This is a genomic window from Desmonostoc muscorum LEGE 12446, assembly GCF_015207005.2.
GTDB classification, from domain to species: domain Bacteria; phylum Cyanobacteriota; class Cyanobacteriia; order Cyanobacteriales; family Nostocaceae; genus Nostoc; species Nostoc muscorum.
Window position 1 is genome coordinate 8674323 of sequence record NZ_JADEXS020000001.1, and the last position, 26235, is coordinate 8700557.

The 26235-nt window shown below is 44.0% G+C and carries 18 protein-coding genes and 1 pseudogene; 15 read left to right on the plus strand and 4 right to left on the minus strand.

Annotation, left to right across the window (positions count from 1 at the left end; all coding sequences use genetic code 11):
• Nucleotides 1-8 precede the first annotated feature (8 nt).
• Both IQ276_RS35565 and IQ276_RS35570 read left to right on the plus strand, forming a co-directional pair.
• Nucleotides 9-1598, plus strand: coding sequence for a serine/threonine-protein kinase (locus IQ276_RS35565; protein ID WP_235116272.1), 1590 nt, complete (start codon nt 9-11; stop codon nt 1596-1598).
• Nucleotides 1599-2137: 539 nt separating this feature from the next.
• Nucleotides 2138-2860 carry an FHA domain-containing protein gene (locus IQ276_RS35570; RefSeq protein ID WP_193919438.1) on the plus strand — a complete coding sequence of 241 codons (723 nt, stop codon included), beginning with the start codon at nt 2138-2140 and terminating at the stop codon, nt 2858-2860.
• A gap of 108 nt (nt 2861-2968) precedes the next feature.
• On the opposite strand, the gene recA is transcribed toward IQ276_RS35570, so the two are convergent.
• Nucleotides 2969-4045: a recombinase RecA gene (gene recA / locus IQ276_RS35575; RefSeq protein ID WP_190879065.1), complete on the minus strand. Its 1077-nt coding sequence runs from the start codon at nt 4043-4045 to the stop codon at nt 2969-2971.
• A 294-nt stretch (nt 4046-4339) separates the two neighbouring features.
• Nucleotides 4340-4513 carry a hypothetical protein gene (locus IQ276_RS35580; RefSeq protein WP_235116273.1) on the minus strand — a complete coding sequence of 58 codons (174 nt, stop codon included), beginning with the start codon at nt 4511-4513 and terminating at the stop codon, nt 4340-4342.
• 11 nt (nt 4514-4524) lie between these two features.
• Between IQ276_RS35580 and IQ276_RS35585 the strand changes: the two genes are divergently transcribed.
• From IQ276_RS35585 to IQ276_RS35645, 13 genes and pseudogenes are all read left to right on the plus strand, one after another.
• Nucleotides 4525-5058 (plus strand): hypothetical protein, encoded by a 534-nt coding sequence (locus IQ276_RS35585; RefSeq protein ID WP_190879063.1) that lies wholly within the window; start codon nt 4525-4527, stop codon nt 5056-5058.
• A gap of 42 nt (nt 5059-5100) precedes the next feature.
• A complete protein-coding gene (locus IQ276_RS35590; RefSeq protein ID WP_190879088.1) occupies nt 5101-5472 on the plus strand; it encodes a hypothetical protein in 372 nt (123 codons plus the stop codon).
• Between the two features lie 22 nt (nt 5473-5494).
• A complete protein-coding gene (locus tag IQ276_RS35595; RefSeq protein ID WP_193924277.1) occupies nt 5495-5947 on the plus strand; it encodes an HNH endonuclease in 453 nt (150 codons plus the stop codon).
• Nucleotides 5948-6430: 483 nt separating this feature from the next.
• A complete protein-coding gene (locus IQ276_RS35600; protein ID WP_190879058.1) occupies nt 6431-7237 on the plus strand; it encodes a Uma2 family endonuclease in 807 nt (268 codons plus the stop codon).
• Nucleotides 7238-7292: 55 nt separating this feature from the next.
• Complete coding sequence (gene xseA / locus IQ276_RS35605) at nt 7293-8522, plus strand: exodeoxyribonuclease VII large subunit (protein WP_235116274.1); 1230 nt, start codon at nt 7293-7295, stop codon at nt 8520-8522.
• Nucleotides 8523-9033: 511 nt separating this feature from the next.
• Complete coding sequence (locus IQ276_RS35610) at nt 9034-10833, plus strand: CheR family methyltransferase (protein ID WP_193920787.1); 1800 nt, start codon at nt 9034-9036, stop codon at nt 10831-10833.
• A gap of 174 nt (nt 10834-11007) precedes the next feature.
• Nucleotides 11008-13422 carry an ATP-binding protein gene (locus IQ276_RS35615; protein ID WP_193920789.1) on the plus strand — a complete coding sequence of 805 codons (2415 nt, stop codon included), beginning with the start codon at nt 11008-11010 and terminating at the stop codon, nt 13420-13422.
• Nucleotides 13423-13949: 527 nt separating this feature from the next.
• A complete protein-coding gene (gene xseB / locus IQ276_RS35620; RefSeq protein WP_190879050.1) occupies nt 13950-14183 on the plus strand; it encodes an exodeoxyribonuclease VII small subunit in 234 nt (77 codons plus the stop codon).
• A gap of 329 nt (nt 14184-14512) precedes the next feature.
• A complete protein-coding gene (locus tag IQ276_RS35625) occupies nt 14513-15283 on the plus strand; it encodes a sucrose-phosphate phosphatase (RefSeq protein ID WP_190879048.1) in 771 nt (256 codons plus the stop codon).
• A 654-nt stretch (nt 15284-15937) separates the two neighbouring features.
• Nucleotides 15938-16283: pseudogene (locus IQ276_RS35630) on the plus strand (HAD family hydrolase); the annotation flags it as partial.
• Nucleotides 16280-16918 carry a Holliday junction branch migration protein RuvA gene (ruvA, locus tag IQ276_RS35635; RefSeq protein ID WP_190879046.1) on the plus strand — a complete coding sequence of 213 codons (639 nt, stop codon included), beginning with the start codon at nt 16280-16282 and terminating at the stop codon, nt 16916-16918. The pseudogene IQ276_RS35630 and the gene ruvA, both read left to right, overlap by 4 nt.
• 121 nt (nt 16919-17039) lie before the next feature.
• Nucleotides 17040-18251, plus strand: coding sequence for an 8-amino-7-oxononanoate synthase (bioF, locus tag IQ276_RS35640; protein WP_235116275.1), 1212 nt, complete (start codon nt 17040-17042; stop codon nt 18249-18251).
• Complete coding sequence (locus IQ276_RS35645; RefSeq protein ID WP_235116276.1) at nt 18220-18510, plus strand: hypothetical protein; 291 nt, start codon at nt 18220-18222, stop codon at nt 18508-18510. Before bioF ends, IQ276_RS35645 begins: the two co-directional genes overlap by 32 nt.
• A 114-nt stretch (nt 18511-18624) precedes the next feature.
• Here the strand turns inward: IQ276_RS35645 and IQ276_RS35650 are convergent, their stop codons facing one another.
• Entirely contained in the window at nt 18625-19092 is a 468-nt protein-coding gene (locus tag IQ276_RS35650) for a response regulator (protein ID WP_190879040.1), read from the minus strand.
• A 650-nt stretch (nt 19093-19742) separates the two neighbouring features.
• On the minus strand, nt 19743-25985 hold the full coding sequence (locus IQ276_RS35655; protein WP_193915645.1) for an AAA family ATPase: 6243 nt from the start codon (nt 25983-25985) through the stop codon (nt 19743-19745).
• Between the last annotated feature and the right edge of the window lie 250 nt (nt 25986-26235).

Below are 26235 nucleotides of genomic sequence, written 5' to 3' on the forward strand. Positions count from 1 at the left end.
GACAGCGCATGAGCTACTGCTTAAATCCTACCTGTCGCAGTCCAGAAAATTTGGTAAATAGCCAAAGGTGTCAGTCTTGTGGCTCACGACTACTGTTGCGCGATCGCTATCAGGTAGTCAAGCCATTAGGCCAAGGTGGCTTTGGAGCAACCTTCTTAGCCAACGATCAAGCCTTACCAGGAGAACCAAGTTGCGTAATCAAGCAACTACGTCCTTCTGGAAACGCACCACATGTTTTACAGATGGCCAGAGAACTCTTTGAGCGAGAAGCCAAAACTCTAGGTAAGATTGGCAATCATCCCCAAGTACCACGATTACTCGATTATTTTGAAGAACATGAACAATTCTACTTAGTTCAAGAATACATCAGCGGTGATACCTTGCAGGAGGAAGTCAAACTCAACGGTGTGTTAAGTGAAACTGGAGTCAAGCAATTCTTGAGTGAGACTTTGCCATTGCTGCAATACATCCACGAACAAAAGGTAATTCACCGAGATATCAAACCAGCTAACTTAATTCGCCGTACTCAAGATGCCAGAATGGTACTCATTGACTTTGGTGCCGTCAAAAATCAAGTCACCCAAGGTGCAGCGAGTCCATCGGGACAGACGGCATTAACTGCATATGCCATCGGTACTCCTGGTTTTGCACCTCCAGAACAAATGGCCATGCGTCCAGTCTACGCTAGTGATATCTACGCACTAGGGGTGACATGTATTTATTTGCTAACTAGTAAAACTCCTAAAGATTTAGATTACAATCCCACAACTGGTGAGATGATGTGGGAGCAGCTTGTGCAAGTGAGTGACCACTTGAGCAATGTATTGCGGAAAATGTTAGAGGTATCAGTACGTAATCGCTATCAGTCAGCGGCAGACGTTCTCAGAGCCTTACAAATAGAACCATACTTAGACAGCTTAGCACAGGGTTTATTGGTTAAATCTCCTGATGCTGGAGTTAAAGCGCGAACACACAACAACATAGAAGATTCTGCTGTTTTATGTAGCAATCCTTCTGTTGCTGTTACTAGTGCAGGAGTAGCACAGGTAGCAGCAGCAATTCGCGCTAGACGAGCCAAAGCTGGCGAAGCTTCTGGAATGGGTAAATCAACGACTTTGGTTAACAGCAACGGTAATGGTTCCCAAATTCCAAATTCTAAAATTGAGCGCAAGTTAGATACCCAAAGTTTACTAACAGCCTATATGAAAGGGAGACGGGATTTTGCCCTACACAATTTAAGTTTACTGAACTTGCAAGGTGCTGACTTATCGGGAACAAATTTCCATTCCGCTCAATTACAAAAAACCAATCTTCAAGGAGCTAATCTCCATAATAGTGACTTTGGCAGAGCCAGTCTCACTCGAGCAAATCTCAAAGACGCTAATTTGAGCAAAGCATACTTTAATCATTCTGATTTAGAAGGGGCAGACCTCCGAGGCGCAGATCTCAGCCATGCTTATCTCAGCAATGCTAACCTCCGAGGAGCTAATTTGTGTGGTGCTAATCTCACAAATGCTAAAATTTCTGATGAACAGTTAGCACTAGCAAAAACAAATTGGATGACTGTGCGCCCCAATGGTAAACGAGGCTTATTGTGATTTGATAATTCGGGTTCATACAGAAGTTAAGGACTTCCAATTGAAGAAATAGACAAGGGGATACCTTGTCTCCACACCCCCTTGTCCTTGTGGTTACATCAAATTTTTACAAACAATCTTTAACTCAACGCTATTCCTTTATTAGTACCAGAACTGCGTCAAAAAATTTCTCGGTTCTAGCTGTAAACGATATTTTTTAACGTATTTATAACAGGAATTATTTTAATAGTATTACACAGCAAAAATACGGAGACATTTTAGCAATCTTCATCAAATCTTCATGATTTATATCTGTTACAAATAACAAAGGATTATTTACAATAAGAAATAAAGTATCACATAATTTCTTATAAAGATTACCATAATTTGTATGGTTATAAACAACAGGGAATTTAGTAACTAAAAGTTGTCAAATTTAACCCTCCTAAGCCAGTCAACTTCTCAGATGGCAGCGGAAACTTAAAAAGCAATTATCCCTGATTGTAGGCTGAAGCAGAATATTCACAACCGAAATCAGGTAGTAGAAGGTTTATAGTATGATGGCTGACTTTGCACAAACGGAAATAGAACGGAGATTAACTTTATATCAGGTATTCCTCAAGTTGTATGAACACCACAGCGGCCTGCTAGATGAGATTCTTCAGCTAGAAAACCTATATCAACCATCGTTGAAGAGGGCGAAGACATCTTATGTACATGGGGTAGTGGATACTGCTGCCATTTATTTGATGACTAATTTGTGCGACAATCAGACCCAAAGTTTACGACAACCACAGCGGATCTGGACAATAGGTCGTAATCGCAGCAGTGGGATTTGCATTGCTGATAGTTATATGTCTCGTCGCCATGCTGCGATTCAACATATTGACGACCAAGGCTTTTACTTGATTGATTTTAACAGTACGAATGGTTCCTTTGTCAATGAACAACGGGCACTTCAGCCGATCAAACTCAAAGATGGCGATCGCATTCGTTTAGGTAGTCTGACTTTTAACTTTTTTGTCGAGCATAAGTGCCGCGTTTTGCCAACTGTAGCAATAGAGTTACTGATGCAGCTGATGAATCGCAAGAGTGATACCAAAGCAGAAATATCTACTTATCCTGGTGACAGACAAAAACCTCTAATTGACCAAGCAAATGATAATTTAGAGATTTTGAGAAATTCGGGACTAGTTGAAAAATTTGACAATTGGTATGACAACTTCAGTTCCGAACAGAAATCAGAAATTTTAGACCGTTTTTTTAGCAGACAAAAACCGTAGAATCCCAGCTAAAAAATTTAAAATCAAACAGCAGGCGTAACGCATCACTATTCTGGAAAAGGTGCGTTAGCTGTTTTTATAACGCACCATACCATTAATAATTCCTGATTATTCTTCTTCTAATTCGATTTCTTCTTCTTCTTCTTCTTCATTGGACTTTGATACAGAGTTAGCAGAAACAACAGCGCCTTTATCTAGCTTTTCCCGCACCAGTTGCTTAACTTGTTCGGCAAATTCTGGCTTTTCTTCTAGATACTTAATGGCATTGTCTCGTCCTTGGGAGATATTATCACCGTTGTAGCTGTACCAAGCTCCTTTGCGGATAATGATGCCAGTTTCTTCTGCCAAATCCACAATGCAACCCAAAGTAGAAACACCTTTACCAAAAATAATGTCAAATTCCGCTATTCTAAAAGGCGGCGCTACTTTATTTTTGGCAACTTTGACTTTGACGCGGTTACCAAATTCATCTGTACCTTTTTTCAAGGTTTGAATCCGGCGAATATCCAAGCGCACGGAAGCATAAAACTTCAATGCATTACCACCGGTTGTGGTTTCTGGACTTCCGTAGGTAACACCGATTTTTTGCCGCAACTGGTTAATGAAAATAACCGTGCAACCAGATTTACCAATGTTACCAGTAATTTTACGTAAAGCTTGGCTCATCAACCTTGCCTGGAGACCAACGTGAGCATCACCCATATCGCCTTCAATTTCAGCGCGGGGAACTAATGCGGCCACCGAGTCAATAACTACAATATCAACCGCAGCAGAACGAACCAGCTGATCGACAATTTCCAAAGCGGCTTCTCCTGTATCAGGTTGGGAAACCAGCAAATTGTTAATATCTACACCCAATGCCGCAGCGTAGGTGGGGTCAAGGGCATGTTCAGCATCAACAAAGGCAGCGATGCCACCTTCTTTTTGGACTTCTGCGATCGCATGTAATGCTACCGTAGTTTTACCGGAACTTTCCGGCCCATAAATCTCAATTACCCGTCCCTTGGGTAAACCGCCTCCCAATGCCAAATCCAAGGTCAGCGCACCACTGGAAATTGTCTCCACCCGCATCCGGGTAGCATCCCCCAGGCGCATGATTGCTCCTTTACCGAAGCTGCGCTCAATCTGGTTGAGTACTATATTTAACGCTTTTTGCTTGCCAGAAGTATCGGTATTGATAGCCATTAGAGCCTCTAAGTATATGGATTTTCAGGAATGTGGGTTTGGAGTATGAGTAGAACAGATATACTATTTTAACCAGAAAATCCTGGAATCGGACTTCTCAAATTAAAAATCAACTGTGACAAGATCGTAACTCGATCGCCACCTGATTAGGGAAATCCTGCACAATGATACCAACTTGCATTCAGAGATGGCTTCCTTGGGGTGCAGAATGTGGGATTTCAAACAAAAATTATTTAAACAGCTGACTTTATTGACTGTACATAGCTTAGAATGCTTTGTCCTAGAGACAAAAGGCTAGTTACTATCATGGCGCAATTGTTCGTCGAATCCCGTTGCCCACAACAAAAGCCGCGATAGTCTCCGACATTGAATTGATAAGTTTAGTAAAGTTACCATTATCGTTAAATCGAGGCTGTTGGCATCAAGATAATCCATTGATATGCTGGTAATATAATTTACAAAAATCATATCAAGTAAACGTGAATAAGTCACAAAGTATTAAGCTACTTGAAAGTGAGGGTTGGACAAAAGCAGATGCTATGCGTGCATTGGAAGTAATTGACTTTAGTACCAATCCTGATGAGATTACCATTCGCAGAGCTATTTCGGCTTTTGCTGGTTCTGAGCTAATTAAGCGTCAACGTCTCCAAGCTGCTCAGAAAGGTTTGGTAACAAAGAAAAGCAATGAGATCGAGAAAAATAATCAGGAATATGCTGTCAAAATTGAACAACTGAATAAATATCAAAAACAAGAAAATCAAAAATATGAAGGTGAAATTGAAAAATTATCTGACACAAACAAAGTGTTAGAAACGAAAATTAAAAATATAACTATTCAAAATAACGAGCTAATGCAAGCAAATGAGCAACTCAAAAAAGATAATAAAGCATTAAAAAATTTAATAGATGAAATCAGGCTCAAATTAGCTATGAATACCAAAAAGCTTCTTCAGTATGAAGATAGTGAAATTCGTCAAGCTTTAATTATTATGTTCAAATCGACACTAGGCTAAGTAACTGGATTTATGACTTACAAAAAAAGAATTTTTCAAAGGATGAGTTATCGTGATGTTCAACGTGCTAACTCTAAGAATCGAACTCAGCTTCATCAAGATGATCAAGCTTGGCTAAAAGAAAATTGTTACAAAAATATTGGCTGGACTAATGTTATTAATCTTTATCACAAAATCGAAGATTTTTTAAATAAATATTCTCTGGATGACTTAACAGTTGAAGAATTATTTTTAGAAGCCGACCGAATTGGAAATAAATATCTCACCAGTGAAGAAATACAAAGTTTTAATCAAAATTTATCTAGAGAAGTAAATGATATTGCAGAAGAAATCGATAAGCAGTTTCCAGATACAGAAATAGAGTTTATTGATTTTAGGAAAAAGACTAGCAATAGATATTGGAATAAAGTATAAAAAATTAAATTTTTGCAAAATTATGGTAAATTTCAAAGATAAAGAACTTAGAGAATTATTTGAGCTTGCAAATAAAATTGGTAATAAGCGATATCACAAACTAACTCATCAAGATTTTGAAAACTACAGGAAATTCGATTACTGGCGCTATGTTAATGGTGATTATGAATGTGGAACAACCCAAGAAAGTAAAGATTGGGTCAAAGCAAATTCAAGCTGGTACTGTCCAATTTGTGGGTATCACTACTCTGATAAAGGTGGTAAGACGATAGATCACAAACTACCCCGATCGCAATATCCCTGGTTATCAATAGAATTCAAGAATTTATGGGTTATTTGCCAGGTTTGCAACCAAGAAAAGAGTGAGATGCATTGGTACGAGTATGAACACTATATATTTGTTCGCTATCCCGATGTTTATCTTTCTGTAAAAGCTGCACGTCCTAGCTTATTACTCCAGTCTTTAAAAGATTAAAGCAAGCAATGTAATTATCTACTGCTTTAATGTTATTTACAAAATCTAATAGCGATCGCATTCAACTAATTACTAATTCGTAATTCGTAATTATTGGGTTTGAGTACCACAGCAAAATCTCCTATTTGGTGGCCTTGAATTAGTTGGGGTCTAAGAGGTTGTTTGAAAAGTATTTCGCTGTGACTTTAGGCACTTTTAGATCCCCCCTAACCACCCTTATAAAGGGGTGAATCAGAATCAAAGTCTCCCAATTTATCGGGAGATTTAGAGGGATCTAAAACTTTTGATACCGACAAGAACACTTTTCAAACATCCTCTAAATCCCCAACAGGTAAAATACAAATTACGTAACTTGCTTCTCACACCCATACGAGTATTATCAATTACGAATTATTTTAATCTCTTTTAGCAATTGGTTACATAGATTGTCAAATTGAGTATGCTAGGCTGACAGTATGTAAAAAGCAAAGGTTAGTCTTAGCAATGACAGCCACGACATCCCAGAATTTATCAAATGAATTAGCTGAACGGGGCTGGCGAACTGAAATTGTCACCCAACCGGATGGTAGTATTGATTACGTCCAAATCCCCCTAACTTCAGAAGAGTTTCTCCATCCACAAGAAGGATATCACTTGCCTAACAGTACCTTTCATGACGATGCAGCAGGTGATGTCAAAGATATGCTGACTCGTCGTTATGCCAATGATTCAACCACAGGAGTCTTCCGCGATTTGATTATCAAATGGGGGATTCTCAATCTGAAAAATCATTGTCCAGATACTTTTGTCGTTTTTGGAATCCAAAATAAACAACAGAACCGTACTGAGTTTGTTGTGTCTGAAGAAGGTGTGCGTCCTTCGTTGATTATTGAAGTAGTTTCTCCCCGTTATCGCAAGGAAGACCGACAAACAAAAGTCAAGCACTACGCCGAAGCTGGTGTGCAGGAGTATTTAATTATAGATCGACGCAGACAACGCGAGCAGGTGATTGAGGAAGTTCTTGGTTATCGTTTAGTTGATGGACAATACTTGCCACTAACTCCAGATGAGGAAGGACGCATTTTGTGTGAAACAGTTGGACTGTTGATTGGACTTCAGGATGGGCGAGTCATCATGGAAGATGCTCAGACAGGTGAACGACTCCTGACTTCTCTGGAGTTGGAACAACGCGCCAGCCAAGCCGAACAACGCGCCAACCAAGCTGAACAACGCGCCAACCAAGCCGAACAACGGGCGGCAAGATTAGCAGAATTACTCAAGGCGCAAGGGATTAATCCAGATCAAATTTGACCGAATAATTCGTAATTCGTAATTCGTAATTAATTTATTCTCCCAGGCATCTTTGATGACTTTCGACCTCCCCGACTCTCTCATTCTCGATACAGCGCTTTCGGTATCTGGTTTAACTGACTATATCCGCTTGCTGTTAGAGCAAGATGAACAATTGCGGCAAGTTTGGGTAACTGGAGAAGTTTCCAGCGCTAACCACCATCGCAGTGGGTTATTTTTCACATTGCAAGATACAGATGGCACCGCAGGAATTAAGTGTGTGGTATGGAATAGCCAATTGCCAAAACTCGCCCAGATTCCCGTTCCTGGTGAGCAGATAATTATTTTGGGCAGTATTCGCGTGTATCCGCAACGGGGAGAGTATCAGTTATCAGTTTGGCAGACTTTACCTGCTGGTGTTGGTTTACAGGCGCTACGCTATCAACAACTAAAAAATCGCTTGCTGGCTGAGGGGTTATTCGATCCACAAAGAAAGCGATCGCTCCCCATCCACCCCCAAACCATCGCTGTGGTCACTTCACCAACTGCGGCGGCTTGGGGTGATATTCAAAAAACTCTCAAGCAAAGGTATCCAGGTTTACACGTTTTATTTTCTCCAGCCACAGTACAAGGTGAGCAAGCACCAGAATCTATCGTCAAAGCAATTGAGCGAGTTGACCGCGATGGACGCGCCGAAGTGCTAATTTTATCGCGTGGTGGGGGTGCGGTTGAGGAATTGGCCTGCTTTAATGATGAACGAGTGGTGCGAGCTGTTGCTAGTTGCTCGATTCCTGTAATTACTGGTATTGGTCATCAACGAGATGAATCTTTGGCAGATTTAGTTGCAGATATATGTGTGCATACACCAACGGCGGCGGCAGAAAGAGTTGTACCGGCAATTTCAGAGTTGTATGCTGAGCATCAGCAGCGAGTTTTAGCTTTGCATGAGGCGGTGCATGACTTTGGGGAAAATGCTGAGAATAAACTGCAAGCATTGCGAAATCGTTTGCGACGTTTGCGGTTAGATCGGCAAGTCCAGCAGGAAACGGACAAGCTAGTTTGGAAGCGTCGGCAGTTGATACAAGTGACGATGGGGCGATCGCAACAAGCAAAGCAGCATTTGGAATTGTTGCGGCAAAAGTTGGCAACTCTTGACCCAAAAGCTGTGTTGCAGCGTGGTTATGCGGTGGTGAGACAGGAAAATGGGGCGATCGCTCGTGCTGCGGCCCAGTTAGAAGTGGGACAAGATTTATCGATTCAGTTGGGACAGGGAGAGATTACAGTAAAAGTTATAAAATTGAAATAATTACCGCAGAATTCAGAATCTCGCTTCTACTCTCCAATATAAAACTGCCCTGGCTTTTGCCCAGAGCAGTTTTTGATAGAAGTAAATTGTATAGGAGACTTTTAGTGTTGTCCCCTGTTTATCCATAGTAAATATTGTTATACAATACTATTCACCTCAAGTTTCAGGCTTTACGCAAAAAACGAATAATCTTGAACTTGGCATTATAAAGTTTAGAAGTCAGCATTAGCCAAACTTAAAGGCGGAATGTATGAGGGAGTCCAATGTTGTGGAGAGGTGTTGACCCAATACGGTTCAGTTAAGCTCAAAAACAGGTAGACTGAGGGTTGTCACCTAAGTGTACTTACGTCATATCATTGAAGTGACGTGGTGCTTTTCCTCCTGGAATCTGGCAACAGTATCAGTTTCTTGGTTGAACTGAGACAGTCTGCTGTTGATCCTGCTCAAACGATCGCTCAACTACTGCTTAGTTCAGTGTTGTTCAAAAGAGCATTGAATCCCGATACAATTTATGTCTGCTGAGTCACCCGTCCCCAACGATCCATCCGACTCACTCCCCGTCAACCCAGACTCGGAGCCAAATCACCCATCCCAAACCGATGCTCCTTTTCCAGTGGTGGGAATTGCCGCTTCTGCTGGCGGGATAGAGGCGTTTACGGAACTGATCCGCCATTTGCCAACGGATACAGGCATGGCGTTTGTGCTAATTCAGCATTTGTCTCCCGATCATGAAAGCCTGCTGTCGGAAATTTTGGGCAGAGTGACTACCATGCCTGTGCTTCAGGTGCAAGACCAGATGCGGGTTGAGCCAAACGCGGTCTATGTGATTCCGCCCAATGCCCAAATGACCCTGGTCGATGGCATTCTGCGGCTCGCGCCCCGGCAGAAAAGTAAGGGCAAATATTTGCCCGCCGACATCTTTCTTGAGTCGTTAGCGACCGATCGCGGCAACAAAGCGATCGCCGTTGTGCTGTCGGGGATGGATGGAGACGGTGCTGAGGGGGTGAAAGCCGTCAAGATTGCTGGGGGTGTCACCTTTGCCCAATGTGATGCCACGGCGCGATTTAACAGTATGCCTAATACGGCGGTTGCAACTGGCAATGTGGATTTTGTGTTGCCGCCGCAAGCCATTGCTAGAGAACTGAGCAATCTCAGTCGCAACCCCTTTTTGGGGCAATCAGAGCCGTTGCCGATCATCCAGGAGTTACCCCCGGAACCGGGTGATCCCCTGAGCCGAATTTTTTCCCTCCTCCGCACGACAACTGGCGTTGACTTTACCCAATACAAACCGGCATCGCTGGAGCGCCGCATCCAGAGGCGGATACTGCTACATAAGCTGGACAGTCTGGCAGCATACGCGCAATATTTGCAAACGCACGGGGACGAAATTCAAGCTTTGTACGAAGAAATTCTCATCCATGTGACCAGTTTCTTTCGCGATCCCCACGTCTTTGAGAAATTGAAGACCCAGATTTTCCCCACGATCAGCCAAAATAAAGCCAGCGATCTGCCGCTGCGGATTTGGGTGGCTGGCTGTTCAACTGGGGAAGAAGTCTACTCACTCGCCATCTGCTTGTTAGAGTTTTTCAGCGATCGCGCCACCGTCCCGCCGATTCAGATTTTTGCCACCGACATTAGCGAAACAGCCATTAGCAAAGCCCGAACAGGCTTCTACCTAGAAAGCCAGATGGAAGGCGTTTCACCGGAGCGTAAAAGTCGGTTCTTTGTCCCCCAGGCAGAGGGAGGGTATCAAATTAGCAGTACCATTCGCGAATTTTGTGTGTTTGCCCATCATAACTTATGCGATGACCCCCCGTTCTCGAATCTCGATCTGATTAGCTGTCGCAACCTGCTGATTTATTTATCCGATCGCCTGCAAGAGCGCATCATGGCCTTGTTTCATTACAGTCTCAACTTAACGGGCTGCCTGGTGTTGGGTACGGCAGAAAGCGTCAAAGCTGCCTCAAATTTGTTTGCGCCCGTGGATGAAGCCTGCAAAATCTATGCCCGAAAATTGAGCTTATCTAATCGCTTATTTGCGTTTACAGCCACTTCTGGGCGCGTCCCCAGTCTCCATAATCCGCAGCCCATCCCAGAAAACCGTTCCATTCCATTTGATTTAGCCAGAGAAGTTGACCAACTGATCGCCAATCGCTATATGCCGCTATCGGTCGTGGTCGATGAACAGATGCAGATATTACAGATGCGCGGAGACCTCGATCTTTACCTGAAGTTGACCCCTAGCACCACCAGGGCTGTTTCATTCCATTTCAAACAGGATTTGTCAAGATGGTTAGCGAGAAAATTGTAAGTAAGGGTGACGATGAGATGAACATTTAAACATTGAAATATCAGTAAAATAGTTCATTTTCTGGGCACGCTGGTAACAAAATAACTAATTTTTAATTGCTAGAACCCTTGATTTTTAAAGCTCTTTGGGGAATGAAACAGCCCTGCTAGCACCACGGAGCTAAACCTGCTGTCTATGGCACGTGAAGGGCTGGTAACACCCCTTCGCACCGCCCTGTATCAGGCTCAGACAGAGAACGTGCTGGTGCGGCAGGAAGACATTCAAATGGAACAGGGCGAACGAGCACGGCTGAATCTGGAGGTGCTGCCATTTCGCCCAGCCCTGACGAACACACTCTATTTTTTGGTGCTTTTTAATCCCATCTCGCCTTCTGCCCCTGCCTCTAACACGTTCACCAGTCCCGCAACAGTAGAAAACTTGGAGCCGGCAGACTTAGCGCGTGAGCTTGTAACGCTTCGTCAGGCCCTATCTGCTGCCACCCAACGCGAACTCTCGGCCCAAGCGCATCTGCAAGCGGTGATACAGGAGCAAAACCAACTCAACCAAAACTTACGCATAGCGAATGAAGAGATCCTATCGAGCAATGAGGAACTGCAAAGCACGAATGAAGAACTGCAAACGGCGAAGGAAGAAGTTCAAGCCACCAATGAAGAACTCTCGACGACCAATGAAGAACTGCGGAGTCGGAATCTGCAACAAAATCGAGACAATAGCGATCTCAACAACTTTATCGCCAGCATTAATATCCCGATTGTGATGCTGACGAATGACTTAAGGATTCGCCGCTTTACACCAACCGCCCAGCGACTGTTCAATTTCATCCCCACCGATATCGGACGACCCTTGACTGACCTGCATGGCAATCTTGACGTTTCCCAGCTAGAACCGATGATTTTGGAGGTGTTGGAGACCCTGAATACAAAAGAACAAGAGATCCAAACAGAAGCCGGATACTGGTATAGCATCCGCATTCGCCCCTATCGCACCACTGAAAACCAAATTGACGGTGTGACAATGGTGCTACAGGATATTGATGCCCTCAAACGCTACACCGCCAGCCTAGAGAGCGCTCGCAACTATGCAGAAACCATCATTGAGACGGTGCAAATCCCGCTAGTTGTGCTGGACGCTGATTTCCGGGTGAATGCCGCAAATCGAGCGTTTTACGAGACATTTCACGTTTCTGAAGCTGAAACCATCCATAGGTTGCTGTTTGAATTAGGCAATGGGCAGTGGGATATTCCCGAACTGCGATCGATGTTGAACGGTATTCTGGCGGGTGAGCTTGCGGTGCAGGATTTTGAGGTCAATCATGATTTCGAGCAGATTGGGCATAAAAACATGCTGCTCAATGCGTGCAAACTGCACCGAGAAGACAACACAGAGATGATTTTGCTAGCGATCTCAGATGTTACCGAGCGCACGGCACGCCAGCAAGCTGAAGCGGCCAGTCGTGCCAAAGATGAATTTCTCTCAAATCTGTCCCATGAACTGCGAAATCCTCTCTCCTCGCTGCTGGGATGGGTGCAACTGCTCCGCAGCCGCAACTGCGACGAGGCAACAGTTGATCGCGCCTTAGCAGCCGTTGAGCAGAACGGTAGGCTACTCAATTACCTAATTGAAGATATTCTGGATACCTCTCGGATCGCGAGTGGCAAGTTGCAATTGAATAGCCACCCGATCGACTTGAGCTTATTGGTTCAAGCTGCTCTCGATAGCGTTAACTTATCGGCGGTGGCAAAAAATATTCAGTTAGTGTCATCGTTGAGTTCGATCGCCGTGCTGGGGGATGCCGAACGATTGCAGCAAGTGCTGGGGAACCTGCTCTCGAATGCGATCAAGTTTACGCCTGCGGGTGGACGAGTAGACATCACGCTGTCGCAGGTTGACAACCAGGCGCAAATTCAAATCAGTGACACAGGAATTGGTATTCCAGCAGATTTATTGCCACATATTTTCGAGCGGTTCTATCAGGGCGATTCCAGTACAATCAAAAGCAATCAAGGGCTAGGACTGGGCTTGGCCATCGTGCGGCATCTCATCGAGCTGCATGGTGGCACTGTGCTGGCAGAAAGTCCGGGCGAAGGACAAGGTGCCACACTGACTGTGCGGTTGCCGTTATACGTCCCGCCCCCAACCTCACCGCCGATTGTCGAACCGACGGTAGAAACATCTTTGGACGCTTCCCAAAATCTCCCCTCTCTAGAAGGCTTGCAGATCCTGGTGGTTGATGATCAGGTCGATGTGCTTTTACCCTTGCAGTTGATGCTAGAAACTTATGGGGCAGAGGTGCTGGCCGTAACGACTGCCAGAGCAGCCCTCTCTGCTCTCAGCGAAAGCCCTAACCGCTATGATGTGCTGATTTCTGATCTCGGCTTGCCTGAAGAAGATGGCTACTTCCTGATTCAACAGGTGCGATCGCTCAGTGCGGCAGCCGGAGGACAAATTCCGGCGATCGCGCTGACGGGCTATGCCAGTAAAGCAGAACAACAACGGGCGATGGAGGCTGGGTTTCAAATGCACATAGCTAAACCCTGCGATCTGGTTCAACTGCGTGCAATAGTTGCCGATTTGGCTAAACGAACTTAACGGCTTGCCATTACAAAAAAAATGGCGTTGCATAATTGAAGTATGAATTCAAGCGATCGCTATGCAATGTCCAAGGTGTGGATCTAATACGGTTCAGTTAAGCCAAAAACCCTATAAACTGACGGTTATCACCCAATTGTACTGACATTGAATGCAATTCAAAGAATTCTCACTGATCTCGCCTGCGATTGAACCAGGTACGGTTTTCAAAGCGTTAGAAACAGCTATCCCAGTAGTCAAAAAAACTAGAGCCAAATTCCCTTCCAATAAACCGATACATAGAGGGCAATGCGCTAAATTAAAAACACTCACTTTTTCTATTCTTAATACCGCTTAGAGCTTAACCGAACCGTATTGGGTGTTGACCACGAAAAGCAAGCGTTAGAGGTGGTTAAATTGATTGTATCGTAGTGGATTTTGAAGACGGGGAAGATAATGGCGATGATTGAATTGGGGCAGGCTGAGGTGTAAAGTGAAGATTGTGGAAATAAACGAACCGCCAAGACGCCAAGGACACCAAGAGTTGAATGGCTAAACGCAAGAGTGCTTCTAGTTCTGATTCGATGGAAGGTTGGAATTATGAAGCGAAGGTTATTGAAATAGAGGGAATTATCGCTCGCATTGAGGCGGGTGAATTGGAATTGGAAGAGGTTTTTGACCAATTTGGCAAGGCTGTTGAGTATTTGCGTCAGTGCGAAAGTTTTTTGCAGCAGCGACAGCAGCAGGTGGATTTGTTGATTGAAACTTTGAGTGATGAATAAAACAGGAGTCAGGAGTTAGAATTCGTATGATTTGCAATAGAATCTATAAATTTATGGTGCGTTTTGTTTCAAATCATTGAATTAAGCATAATTACTTCTTGACAAATAACCACTGACACAAAATAGAGGTGGCAGGACATTTTTTAGATTTTTTATGGTTTAATTGTTAAGTGGCTGGACAAAGTTACAGTCATTGCGAACGTCATAAAATGAAGTGAAGCAATCTAAACCCTTCTGATTAGTATATTTAGGTTTGCTATATTTGCAATGGCGCTGTGTAATTAATCATGTCCGACTAGTATTCCTTGTAGTTTGTGCTGTGTTCTTTTATGAAACCGTTTCTTTTTGTAACTGATTTAGATCACACGCTAGTCGGCGACGACAAAGCGCTAAAGGAACTAAATCATGACCTAGAAAGGCATAGACAAGAACACGGAACAAAGATAGTTTATGCAACAGGGCGATCGATTACACTGTATCAGCAATTAACTTCAGAAAAATCGCTTTTAGAACCCGATGCGCTGATAAGTTCTGTAGGCACTGAAGTATATTTAGACAAGGATAGTCAAACTCCTGACCTAGAATGGTCTACAAAGTTGTCGGTTGGTTGGAACCGTGAATTAATTGTAGATATAGCTGCAAATTTTGATAATGAACTGACTCTTCAGCAAGAATCTGAACAGCGTCCGTTTAAGGTTAGTTATATCATCGAAGAAGCCGCAGCAAAAGAAGTTTTACCTCAGCTGAAGTTATTATTAGAAAGCCAGAATCTCAAGTTCAATATAATATACAGTGGCAGCCAAGACCTAGACATTTTACCGCTTTATGCAGATAAAGGTCTAGCAGTAAAGTATATACAGGAAAAATTGGGATTTTTTCCTGAGAGAACAGTTGTTTGTGGAGATTCTGGTAATGATATTGCTCTATTTAGCGTGGGAGAAGAACGCGGTATTATTGTAGGAAATGCTCGTTCTGAATTAATTGAGTGGCATAGAAATAATCAAACTGAGTATCGATATTTAGCTAAGGCTTTCTATGCGAATGGTATTATGGAAGGCTTACACTATTTTAAATTTATTGATAAACCAGTCACTAAGTAGGGGCGTACAGCTGTACGCCCCTACAGCCGATTTAGTTGTTGCCGAGATTTTATGAATTTGTGTTATTTCACAACTTGATGTCTTTATTGTTTTTCTGAAAGTATAGCGGTTCCCATTCAGATGCAGTAGAACATCATATCGCAAGGTGTAGGGGCACGGCAGTGCCCAGTGGTGTCAACTTAACTCGAAACCCTTGTCCAGAAAGGATATTGAGTTCATTTACTCACCGCGTTACCCCACCCTAACCCTCCCCTTGTAAAGGGGAGGGAACTGGATTTCCTTGTAAAGAGGAGGGAACTGGATTTCTTTTTCCCCCCAATCCATCGGGGGATTAAGGGGGGTAAAGCGTATGTAGGACAAGCATTTGAGTTTAAGTTGACACCTATGGGCACTGCCGTGCCCCTACAGGTCTAACTCACGGTTGTGGGGAAAGGCTATATCCAAACACGAACAAGTATTAGGGACTTCCAAGGAAAAAAATATTCCATAGTAAGGGCGCACAGCTGTGCTACCCGAAAAATGTACAAATAATTTGGGATAATTTATTTTCTGGAAGTCCCTTATTAGTTATAAATAAATATCTTGAGTTAGTCGCCTCACATTTTGTGGCACAAGTGAGTTTTTTCTTACTAAAAAACCCATATGCCAAGAGACATACCACAACTTGGGGCAGATTTGGAGAAATATAAATTAAATGTAAAGTTAATCTACAGTTGCAGAATAGACCTTGACATTGTACCCCTTACCAGCGATAAAGGTCAAGCAATGCAATTTCTGCACCAAAAGTGGAAATTTGCAGCGGAACAAACAGTTGTCTGTGGTAATTAATGATATTGCTTTATTTGCTGTAGGCAACGAAAGGGGAATCATAGTCGGTAATGCTTGAAAAGAGTTACTCCAGTGGCACAACGAGTATCCGACTGACTATCGTTACCTAGCACAAGATTTTTGTGCAGGTGGAATTCTGGAAGGATTAAAATATTTTGGTATTTTAAAATGATTAGCTATCTCAAAGGAATCGTTGCTGGTATTCAAACAATTGGTAATCGGGCTGTTCTGACTCTGGAAGTGAATGGCTTGGGGTATGATTTGCAAGTTCCTCAACGCTTAGCAAACCAGTTACCAGATTCAGGAGGAGTGGCGCAAATTTTTACCCATTTCCAAATTCGGGAAGAAGTGCCGTTCCTCTATGGCTTTGCTTCTCCAGCCGAACGCGATTTATTTCGCCACTTGTTGACGGTTAGTGGTGTTGGTGCAGCCTTAGCGATCGCACTCCTGGATACTTTGGAACTACCAGATTTAGTCCAAGCAGTGATCGCTGGCAATACCCAAATCTTAATTCAAGCCCCCGGTGTGGGCAAAAAGATTGCCGAACGCATCTGTTTAGAACTGAAAAGCAAATTGATTGAGTGGCGCAAATCAGCTGGCTTCTTCGTCGCCACAGGCGGCCCTGCACCGGGAATTCTCGAAGAAGTGCAAATGACGCTGTTTGCTTTGGGGTATACTGCCCATGAAGTCAGTCACGCCTTGCATGTGGTGAGTGAAGACATCGGATTACCAAAAGACGCCTATGTAGAAGATTGGATTAAACAAGCGATCGCTCATCTCAGTAGTAGCGAACAAGTTGGTCATTAGTCATTTGTCATTGGTCATTAGTCATTAGTCATTTGTCATTTGTGATTAGTTTTTCTTTGCGTCCCCACTTCTCCCTCATCTCCCTCATCTCCCTCATCTCCCTCATCTCCCACTCCCCTCTATGCCCACTGACCCTTATGCTTGGATAGAAAAATCTCTGGCAACTATTCATCGGGCTGACTGGTATCGATCAGTACAAACTATCGACGGTCGGTCTGGTGCAACGGTGGTTTTAGCTGGGCAAGAGGTAATTAATTTTGCCAGTAATGATTATTTGGGATTGGCTGGGGATGAACGTTTGATGGCAGCGGCGATCGCTGCCATTGAGGAATTTGGTACTGGTAGTACTGGTTCCAGATTACTCAGTGGACACAGGGAATTGCACAGGGAGTTAGAAAAGGCGATCGCATCTACCAAACAAACTGAAGATGCTTTGGTATTTAGTTCCGGGTATCTAGCTAATTTGGGTGCAATTACTGCCCTTGTGGGCAAGCGTGATTTAATTTTATCTGACCAATACAATCATTCCAGTCTGAAAAATGGGGCGATTCTCAGCGGTGCAGCAGTGGTGGAATATCCGCACTGTGATGTTGTAGCACTGAAAACGCAGTTGAGTCAGCAGCGGCAAAATTACCGACGCTGTTTGATTCTGACTGATAGTGTCTTCAGCATGGATGGCGATTTATGTCCAATGCTGGCACTGTTGGATATCGCTGATGAATTTGGCTGTATGCTGCTAGTTGATGAAGCTCATGCCACTGGCGTACTCGGAAAAACTGGTGCTGGATGTGTTGAGCATTTTGGGTGTACGGGAAAGCCGTTAATTCAAATTGGTACTTTGAGTAAAGCTTTGGGTAGTTTGGGCGGATATGTAGCGGGAAGTAGTGCCTTAATTGACTTTTTGCGGAATCGGGCACCCAGTTGGATTTACACCACTGGGCTTTCACCTGCTGATACAGCCGCAGCTTTAGCAGCAATCAAGATAGTCCAACAAGAGCCGCAACGCCGTGCCCAATTGTGGGAGAATGTGCGTTATTTGAAAACCTTGCTCGAACGGCTACCTAATCTCAAATTACTGCCTTCGGAATCACCTATACTATGTTTTCAATTGCCTAACGCCACAGATGCCCTAAAAGCTGGAAAGTACCTCAGAGAGGCTGGCATTTTTGCCCCAGCAATTCGTCCCCCCACAGTACCCACAAGTCGCATCAGAATATCTGTCATGGCAACTCATGAAGCAGGACATATTGAAAAATTGCTAGGAGTGGTGAAGGAGGGGAGTGGGGAGTGGGGAGTGGGGAGTGGGGCATGGGGCATGGGGGCAGAAAATTAGACTTCAAAGATTTATTAACGGAGTTCAAAGACTCGTCAGCGAGTATCAAAGACTCGTCAGCGAGTATCAAAGACTCGTTCACGAGTATCAAAGACTCGTTCACGAGTATCAAAAACTCGTCAGCGAGTATCAAAGACTCGTCGGCGAGTATCAAAGACTCGTCGGCGAGTATCAAAGACTCGTTCACGAGTATCAAAGACTCGTTCACGAGTATCAAAGACTCGTCAGCGAGTATCAAAGACTCGTCGGCGAGTATTAAAGACTCATTCACGAGTATCAAAGACTCGTTCACAAGTATCAAAGACTCGTCGGCGAGTATCAAAGACTCGTTCACAATGCCCAATGCCCACTGCCCACCACTGCCCACTGCCTTTCACAAAACTGGTAATTGATTAAACAAGACCCAATAAAAACCAAGTTGTTGGACTGCTTGGTTGAATTGTTCAAAATCCACAGGTTTGACGATGTAGCTATTCACCCCAAACTGGTAGCTGTCGATCATGTCTCGGTCTTCGGCGGAAGAGGTCAGTACTACAACCGGAATCATTTGTGTACGTGGATCGGACTTGAGTTGCCGTAAAACTTCTAATCCGCTGATCTTTGGCAGTTTCAAATCCAGTAAAATGACTTTGGGTTGATTCGTCATGGTGCGGTGGGCATAGTCTCCCTGACAAAAAATAAAATCTAGGGCTGCTGCTCCGTCCTCAAGCAGTTGAACTTGATTGCCAATTCTGCCGCGACGCAATGCCCGAATGGTTAGTTCGGCATCAGCACGATTATCTTCCACTAAGAGAATGGAAATTGGTTGCTCGGAAGATGGGTCAGTGGGTTGGTCAATCATGGGTTATACCATTTCACCAAAATCTTGATGTATAGCAAGGGACTGGGGACTGGGGACTGGTGACTGGGTGAAAAGTCTTTTTGTGTCTAGGTTTTATCATCTGTTAATGTCCTAACCACCAAGGCTTTTGCTATATATACATTTTCCGTAGGGGCGCACAGCTGTGCATTGGTGTCAACTTACAGCAATTTTCAGGTAAATAGACCACGTTGTAGGGTAGCATATCTGTGCTACCCTAACGGGGATTGTGGTTCAAATAGATGAAAAACGCTGTAACGTAAAAACCTTGTAATCAGGTTAGAGCAAACTTACTCAATTACCAATCAATCCGGAGTCACCCCAATACTGCTCGGATAAGCAGGGGAGGCAGGGGAAGCAGGGGAAGCAGGGGAAGCAGGGGAGGCAAAAACAAGGGCGCCAGCCTCCATTTCTCCCCCTGCTCCCCCTGCTTGCCTCAACCAAGAAATTCCTTAACCGAGCATCACCCCACCCCGGCTTTGCTGACGCAAAACCGCCCCTCCCCTTCTTAAGGGGAGGGGTTGGGGGTGGGGTAAAGCGTATGTGGGACAACCCTTTGATCTGAAGTTGACACCTATGACAGCTGTGCTACCCTACCAAGGTATTTGTCTCAACCTTAAAGTCAAACGGTATTAGTTGATTGGAAGGGTGAAGTAAAAAGTTGCGCCTCGATCGCACGCGGCTTCTGCCCAGATGCGCCCCCCGTGGCGTTGAATAATGCGTTGCACGATCGCCAGTCCGATCCCCGTACCTTCAAATTCTTCTTCGCGGTGCAGACGTTGGAAAACGCCAAACAGATTATCTGCATACCGCATATCGAATCCTGCCCCATTATCTCTGATGAAGTACACTCCTTCACCATTCATCACCTCATAACCCACTTCAATGCAGGCAAGGGATTTGTAGCGGGTATACTTGATGGCATTGGATAACAGGTTGAGCCAAACTTGTTTGAGTAGGGAAGGATCAGCTTGACATCCAGGTAAATCGGCGATCGCAAATTCAATCTCACGACCCGACCAATCCGGGGCTAAATCATTCAGCACCATTTGAATCATCTCATTGGGAAAGACAGGCTGACGGGACATTTCCTTACGATCCAAACGAGATAAGGCCAACAAATCATCGATCAACTCACCCATACGTTTGGCATTTTCGCGGACAATTTTCAGGTAACGATTGGCTTCCCCATCGAGTTGTTCGCCGTAGTCTTCCTGCATCATTCTCGAAAAGCCATTGATCGCCCGCAGTGGTGCCCGCAAATCATGGGAAACTGAGTAGGAAAAGGCCTCTAAAGCTTTGTTAGCAGTTTCTAGTTGGGTAGTTCGTTGTTTGACCCTGGTTTCTAAAGACTGGTTGAGTTGATGCAGGGCTTCAATCGCCCTCTTGCGCTCCAATTCTGCTCCTGCCCGCGCTGCAAATACGTCTAGAATTACCTCTATTCGTCGCCTATCTGACAGTGGTTGCACGTCGAGAATACAAAGATTGCCAATGGGGTCGCCGTTAGCATTTTTTAAGGAAATACCGAGATAACTATCTGCTTGCATTGTTACTAAGTCTAAGTCTTCAGGGAAAATTTCCTGAACATAGCTTTCGCAGTAAAATAATCCGTCTCTCAAGGCAAATTCGCATGGTGTACGTGCTGGAAAGTAAGATATTTCTGGTTGCAATGCCCCATGCGCCCAAAAAGCCAGAGCTTGAAGTTTGCCATCTACTAGTTCGGTAACAATGGCATAGGGGACGTGCAAGGCTTCGGCAATATGATGAACCAAAGCTGGAAAAAAATCTTGTCCTGTAACCGCAGCCGTTCCTGTAACCAAATTTTGCAGCGTTGTTTCTGCTCTTTTGAGTTCCGCTTCTCGACGTTTGGCCTCAGTGATATCCCGGACTATGGTAGAAAAATATTCCACGCTGCCATCTGTTGCTTTGTGAGCAACGATCATTTGGGAAACCGGAATTTCTCTGCCATCGCTGTCCAACAAAGCGGTTTCACCAACCCAGGTGCCATGCCGAATCGCCCCTGGAATGCCCTGGTTTTGAATAATTTCTAATGCCCACTGGGGATGGTAGTTGGCGATGCTCAAGGTGGAGAGGTCTGCATCCAGGGACAGGCCAAGGAGTTTGTGAAACTGAACATTATTCCACAGGACATTGCCGAGTGAGTCTGCCATGCCAATATAGTCGGTGGTGGCTTCCAGCATGGCAATTAAGCGATCGCGGTCTTTTTCTGCCCGTTGGCGTTCGGCAATTTCAGCCCGTAAGGATGCATTCAGTTCTGCTTGCTGCTTCAACAAACGGGCATTGTCAATAGAAATAGCTGCCTGACTAGAAAGTAGGCGCAGGACTTCAATTCGCTCCGGGGTAAATGCCTTGGTGCTGAGATTGTTTTCTAAAAGGACAATTGCCGTGAGTTTTCCCTGGTTTAACAGCGGCGCACAAAGAATTGATTTGGATTGATGTCGCATAATCCAGGGTTCGGACTGAAAGTTGCCTTCAGCAGCAGCATTATTTAGGACGATACTTTCCTGGGTGCGAGCCACGTAATTGATTAGGGCGGTTGGCAACTCAGGATTGTTGTCTTTTGATTCCAGGGGAATTGATTGTAAAATGACTTGGTGATGTCTGCCACGAGTTGCGCCTACGCCAATGGATTTCATCGCCTCAATCCGCCATTCGTCTTGTGTTGGCAAAATCAGATAACCTGTTTGCGCCCCAGCATTTTCAATTAAGATCGTCATCAATTTTGCCAGGAGTTTATCTAACAAAATTTCACTGGCAATTGTCTGGGAGGCTTTCAACACCGTTTCTAAATCAAATGCTTCTAACTTGCTGGAAGCCGACTGTGTAGTGTCAAGTTTACGTATTTCGCCTTTTTCTGAGCTAACCTCTAGTAGTCGGGGATAGTGTTTTTCCAGACTTTGGACTTTAGCAGTTGCTCCCCAACGCAGGTAGCCGTACCTCGCTTCTTGGAAATAAGCTTTGGCGATTGTGATGCGGTTGTTTGCCAGATGAAACTTGCCTGCGAGTTCGTTTGCCAGAGCTTCTTCTTGCAGGTATTGGTTCTCCCTGGCTAAGGCAATGGCGCGATCGTAGGCGTCCATTGCTTCCAATACCTCACCCAACACCCGATGCCGTTCTGCTTCTACTAAATACCACTTGTGCAAATAGTTCATTGGGGCATGGTGCGCCCAATTTTGCATTTTTGTCTGATTTTTTGCTACCTGCTCCAGTAACTGTGATTGTTTGCCGACATCTGTGTGGGGATACACCGCCAACCGGCATAGAGAATCGTAGAAGTGAAAGATGGCAACCAAAGCCGCTCCAGTCATGGCTGCTAAATATTCTTGGGCGAGGACAGCATTGGCCATCGCCTGATTTACATCGCCAAACAAATAACAGAGAAATAATTTATTCAGGTAAAAATAAAACAAACCTGCCTGAAAATTGGTTTGTTGCATCTGGGGTAGCCGAGTTGCTTCATTGTAAACTTGACCCGATAACATCCCAGGATTGGGAACTTCCTCAACCAAGTTCAAAACAGTCTGCCAGCAAATCTCCACGAAATCAATGCCAGCCGAATGCTTGATTTGTTTTACTGCCTGAGCATAACTGGTTAGATGTAATTGGAGTTCAGTCAGAGGTTCACTGGCTGCAAATGAATAACCACAAAAATACATAGCCGCGTAGCCAGCAAACTCTAAATCGCCTTGCTCAACACCAATTTGATAGCAATTCTGGAGTGGCTTGAGGCTGTTTTTAAGGTGTGTTTTCCAAACGTTAATCTGGTTGCTAACCGCGAATAGGGTTCTGGCTTGAATAGGTTTGGCATTTAGGCGATCGAGCAGAATTAAGGCCAGTTGACCAAATTTATACCCTGCTTCAATCTCAAAGACAACTCCACAAAGAATAATTCCATAGGCGGCATAGGCAAAGGGAGCCAACATCATGTTTCCGTACTCAACCACCAAATCCACCATCTTGAGTACAATCAGCAGAAATAAGGGAGGTACTGCCAAATAAGCTGATGCACACATGGTTGCCAAAAGCTGCATTGCCGCCAGTACTTCTGGCTCAGACATAATTGGCAAGTCAACTAAATCTTCGATGCGTCTGTTTGCCAATTTGCAGGCAGTTTCCCCAAGTGCTTGCTGAACATCCTCAAAGCTTGGCCCGATGGGGAGGTGAACTCCTAACTGCTGAAGTAACTCTAAACCAATTTGAATCGCCTCTATTAATTTATTTTGGGCTACACAAGTCTGAATTTTGACATCGTAGACTTTTAAGCTGGCTAGTAGGGTTGTTGCATGGTGAAGTACCTGTTGGAATAGTGGCTCTACTTGCTCGAAATTACCGCTCAGATAGGCTGCTTCTGTTGTTGCATTATACAGGGTCAGGGTAAAGTCATAATTTCTTTGCCAGCTATCGGTTGTCAGTAGATCCAAACCAATTTGCAAATATCGCCAAGCAGCTTCATAAGCGGCTGATGCCTTGGCTTTTTCTCCTGCCATCAGGTTTAATCGAGACAAATTATCCTGCTGGGATTGAGTTTCGATGAGTTTTCTGCCCAGATTTAGTTGGTTGGTGATATCAAAAATCTTGGATTCTAACTGTTCCGTGGGAGTTATTTGCAACAAACACTGTCCTATTTCCCAATGGGTGTTGCAATGCTTGGCTGGGGGAATTAGGGAATAGGCTGCTTGCTGGATGCGATCGTGGGCAAATTTGTATTCTACTGGAGGGAGATCGGCAGTTAGTGGCACATCCAACACCACTGATTTGTGGGTATTGCTCAGGGGCAGAATCAACCCTTCGGCGATCGCTACTCCTAAAGCCTGGGCGGCTTCTCGCTGGGATAATTGGGCGGCAAATGCCAGGGTTTGGAGATCAAAACAGTTGCCAATACAGGCAGCTAGCTGTAAGACTTGCTGTGTCTGTTTGTCAAGCTTTTGAATTTTCAGAGCCATTAAATGTACAATATTATCCGTGATATCCCGCTCCTGAATTTGCTCTATCGACCATTGCCATTTTTTGGTTTGGCGATCGAATTTTAATAACCCTTCACTGTAGAGAGATTTCAAAAATTCATTCATGAAAAAGGGATTGCCACCAGTTTTTAGTTGCACTAGTTTTGCTAATGACAGAGAATCTGCTAATTGGCAGTGCAACGTATCGGCGATTAACTGATTGATATCAGGTACACTCAATGCAGAAAGAGAAAGTTGATTTATCACTCCTCCACTGTGGCGGATTTCCTCCACCATCTGCATCAGGGGATGGGCTGAGTTTACCTCGTTATCTCGGTATGCCCCGATTAACAACAAAGATTGCCCTTTGATGGCGGTAGCTAGCAATTGGATCAGCTTCAAGGAGGCATGATCTACCCACTGAAGATCGTCCAAAAAGATCACCAGGGGATTTTCTGATTGAACAAAGACGCCGATGAAATTTTGGAAAACTTGGTGAAAACGATTTTGGGCTTCCGTCGGCGGTAGAACAGGTACATCTGCTTGACTACCCACAATTAACTCCAATGCTGGAATTACCTGGGTAATGACTCTACCGTTGGAGCCAAGGGCAGCCAACAGATGCTTTCGCCACTGACACAGTTGCACTTCGTCTTCAGTCAGTAATTGTTTGATTAGTGATTCAAAAGCTTGAGCGATCGCCAAATAAGGGATATTGCGCTGATACTGATCAAATTTACCAGCAATCAAGTAGCCTCGTTGTTGCGTAATCGGCTTATAAATTTCCTGCACCAAAACTGACTTGCCAATACCGGAATATCCTGCAATTAGCATCAGTTCAACTTGATAAGAGGACGCAGGGAATTTATCACAAACATTTGCGTTTTTGCGTCTCCCTCTCTTTGCATCTTCTTTTCTCTTTGCGTCAGAGCGTCCCCCCATCCCCGCGTCCTGTTGCCCTGCTACTCTTTGAAATACTGCTAATAACGTCTCCACCTCTCTTTCTCTGCCATAGAGTTTTTCCGGGATCTGAAACTTGTCAGAAATATCCTGTTGTCCTAACAAAAAAGACTCAATTCGTCGTGTGTGTTGTAGCTGGTTAAGACACTCTTCTAAATCAGTTTTAATTCCCCAGGCACTTTGATACCGTTCCTCTGCTGTTTTAGCTAACAGTTTCAGAACAATTTCTGAAACCATCACAGGAATTTCTGGATCGATACAATGAGGTGCAACAGGTTCTAAAGCCAGGTGATAATGAATTAACTCCAGGGCATCACGGGATTCAAAGGGCAATCGATTGGTCAACAGTTGATAGAAGGTAGCACCCAGAGAGTAAAAATCAGTTCGATAGTCCAGAGAGCGGTTCATTCTGCCTGTTTGCTCTGGAGATATGTAAGCTAGTGTTCCCTCTAATACTGTTGGATTTTTGAGAATTAATGTTTCCCGCGATAAGGCAGTTGAAATTCCAAAATCAATAATTTTAAGTTGTTCTGTTTCGGGATTAAAAACAATATTGGATGGATTAATATCTTTATGAATAATCTTTGCACTATGAATTTCACTTAAACTCTGAGTAATCTGAATCGCTAATTTCAGAAACTGTGTTAAAGTAAATCTTCTGGTAGTTATAATTTTTGTTAAAGATTCTCCTCCAAAATCCTCCAAAATGAGTAAAAAAGTATTTTGATATTGTTGGAAACCATAAGCTTGGATTGCACCTTCCAATGATAAGCTGCGTGTAATTTCGTATTCGAGCTTATAGCGGGTGATTTCTTCGGGGGTGGGATAGTCTTTCTTCAAAATCTTGAAGATTACGGGCAAACCATCCGGTTGATGAATTCCTCTGTAAACCCGTGAATTAGCACTTTCATGGATTTTTGCCCGAATTTTATATTCAGGAATTTCCAGCATGGTTCAACTGCCTGCAATTAATACACAGAAGGACAAAGCCGGGTTGACCGAATTTTAGATTTTGCGGAAAGTTCTGATCTAAGAAAGCCTAAGCTCAAACTTTCCGAGACAAATTTGGAATTTTTGATTGAATAATTCTCAATCCGAAAATTAAAACTGGTTTCAGAGCAAGAGAATTTAAATGTGAGAACAAATTTAAAATCCCAAATTTAACATCCTGTACTTAGAACCACCGTCTTGAGGCATGGGG

Coding starts and splice junctions, on each gene's coding strand:
- IQ276_RS35565 (WP_235116272.1), top strand. CDS start 9: ATGAGCTACTGCTTAAATCCTACCTGTCGCAGTCCAGAAAATTTGGTA.
- IQ276_RS35570 (WP_193919438.1), top strand. CDS start 2,138: ATGGCTGACTTTGCACAAACGGAAATAGAACGGAGATTAACTTTATAT.
- recA (WP_190879065.1), bottom strand. CDS start 4,045: ATGGCTATCAATACCGATACTTCTGGCAAGCAAAAAGCGTTAAATATA.
- IQ276_RS35580 (WP_235116273.1), bottom strand. CDS start 4,513: ATGATTTTTGTAAATTATATTACCAGCATATCAATGGATTATCTTGAT.
- IQ276_RS35590 (WP_190879088.1), top strand. CDS start 5,101: ATGAGTTATCGTGATGTTCAACGTGCTAACTCTAAGAATCGAACTCAG.
- IQ276_RS35595 (WP_193924277.1), top strand. CDS start 5,495: ATGGTAAATTTCAAAGATAAAGAACTTAGAGAATTATTTGAGCTTGCA.
- IQ276_RS35600 (WP_190879058.1), top strand. CDS start 6,431: ATGACAGCCACGACATCCCAGAATTTATCAAATGAATTAGCTGAACGG.
- xseA (WP_235116274.1), top strand. CDS start 7,293: ATGACTTTCGACCTCCCCGACTCTCTCATTCTCGATACAGCGCTTTCG.
- IQ276_RS35610 (WP_193920787.1), top strand. CDS start 9,034: ATGTCTGCTGAGTCACCCGTCCCCAACGATCCATCCGACTCACTCCCC.
- IQ276_RS35615 (WP_193920789.1), top strand. CDS start 11,008: ATGGCACGTGAAGGGCTGGTAACACCCCTTCGCACCGCCCTGTATCAG.
- xseB (WP_190879050.1), top strand. CDS start 13,950: ATGGCTAAACGCAAGAGTGCTTCTAGTTCTGATTCGATGGAAGGTTGG.
- IQ276_RS35625 (WP_190879048.1), top strand. CDS start 14,513: ATGAAACCGTTTCTTTTTGTAACTGATTTAGATCACACGCTAGTCGGC.
- ruvA (WP_190879046.1), top strand. CDS start 16,280: ATGATTAGCTATCTCAAAGGAATCGTTGCTGGTATTCAAACAATTGGT.
- bioF (WP_235116275.1), top strand. CDS start 17,040: ATGCCCACTGACCCTTATGCTTGGATAGAAAAATCTCTGGCAACTATT.
- IQ276_RS35650 (WP_190879040.1), bottom strand. CDS start 19,092: ATGATTGACCAACCCACTGACCCATCTTCCGAGCAACCAATTTCCATT.
- IQ276_RS35655 (WP_193915645.1), bottom strand. CDS start 25,985: ATGCTGGAAATTCCTGAATATAAAATTCGGGCAAAAATCCATGAAAGT.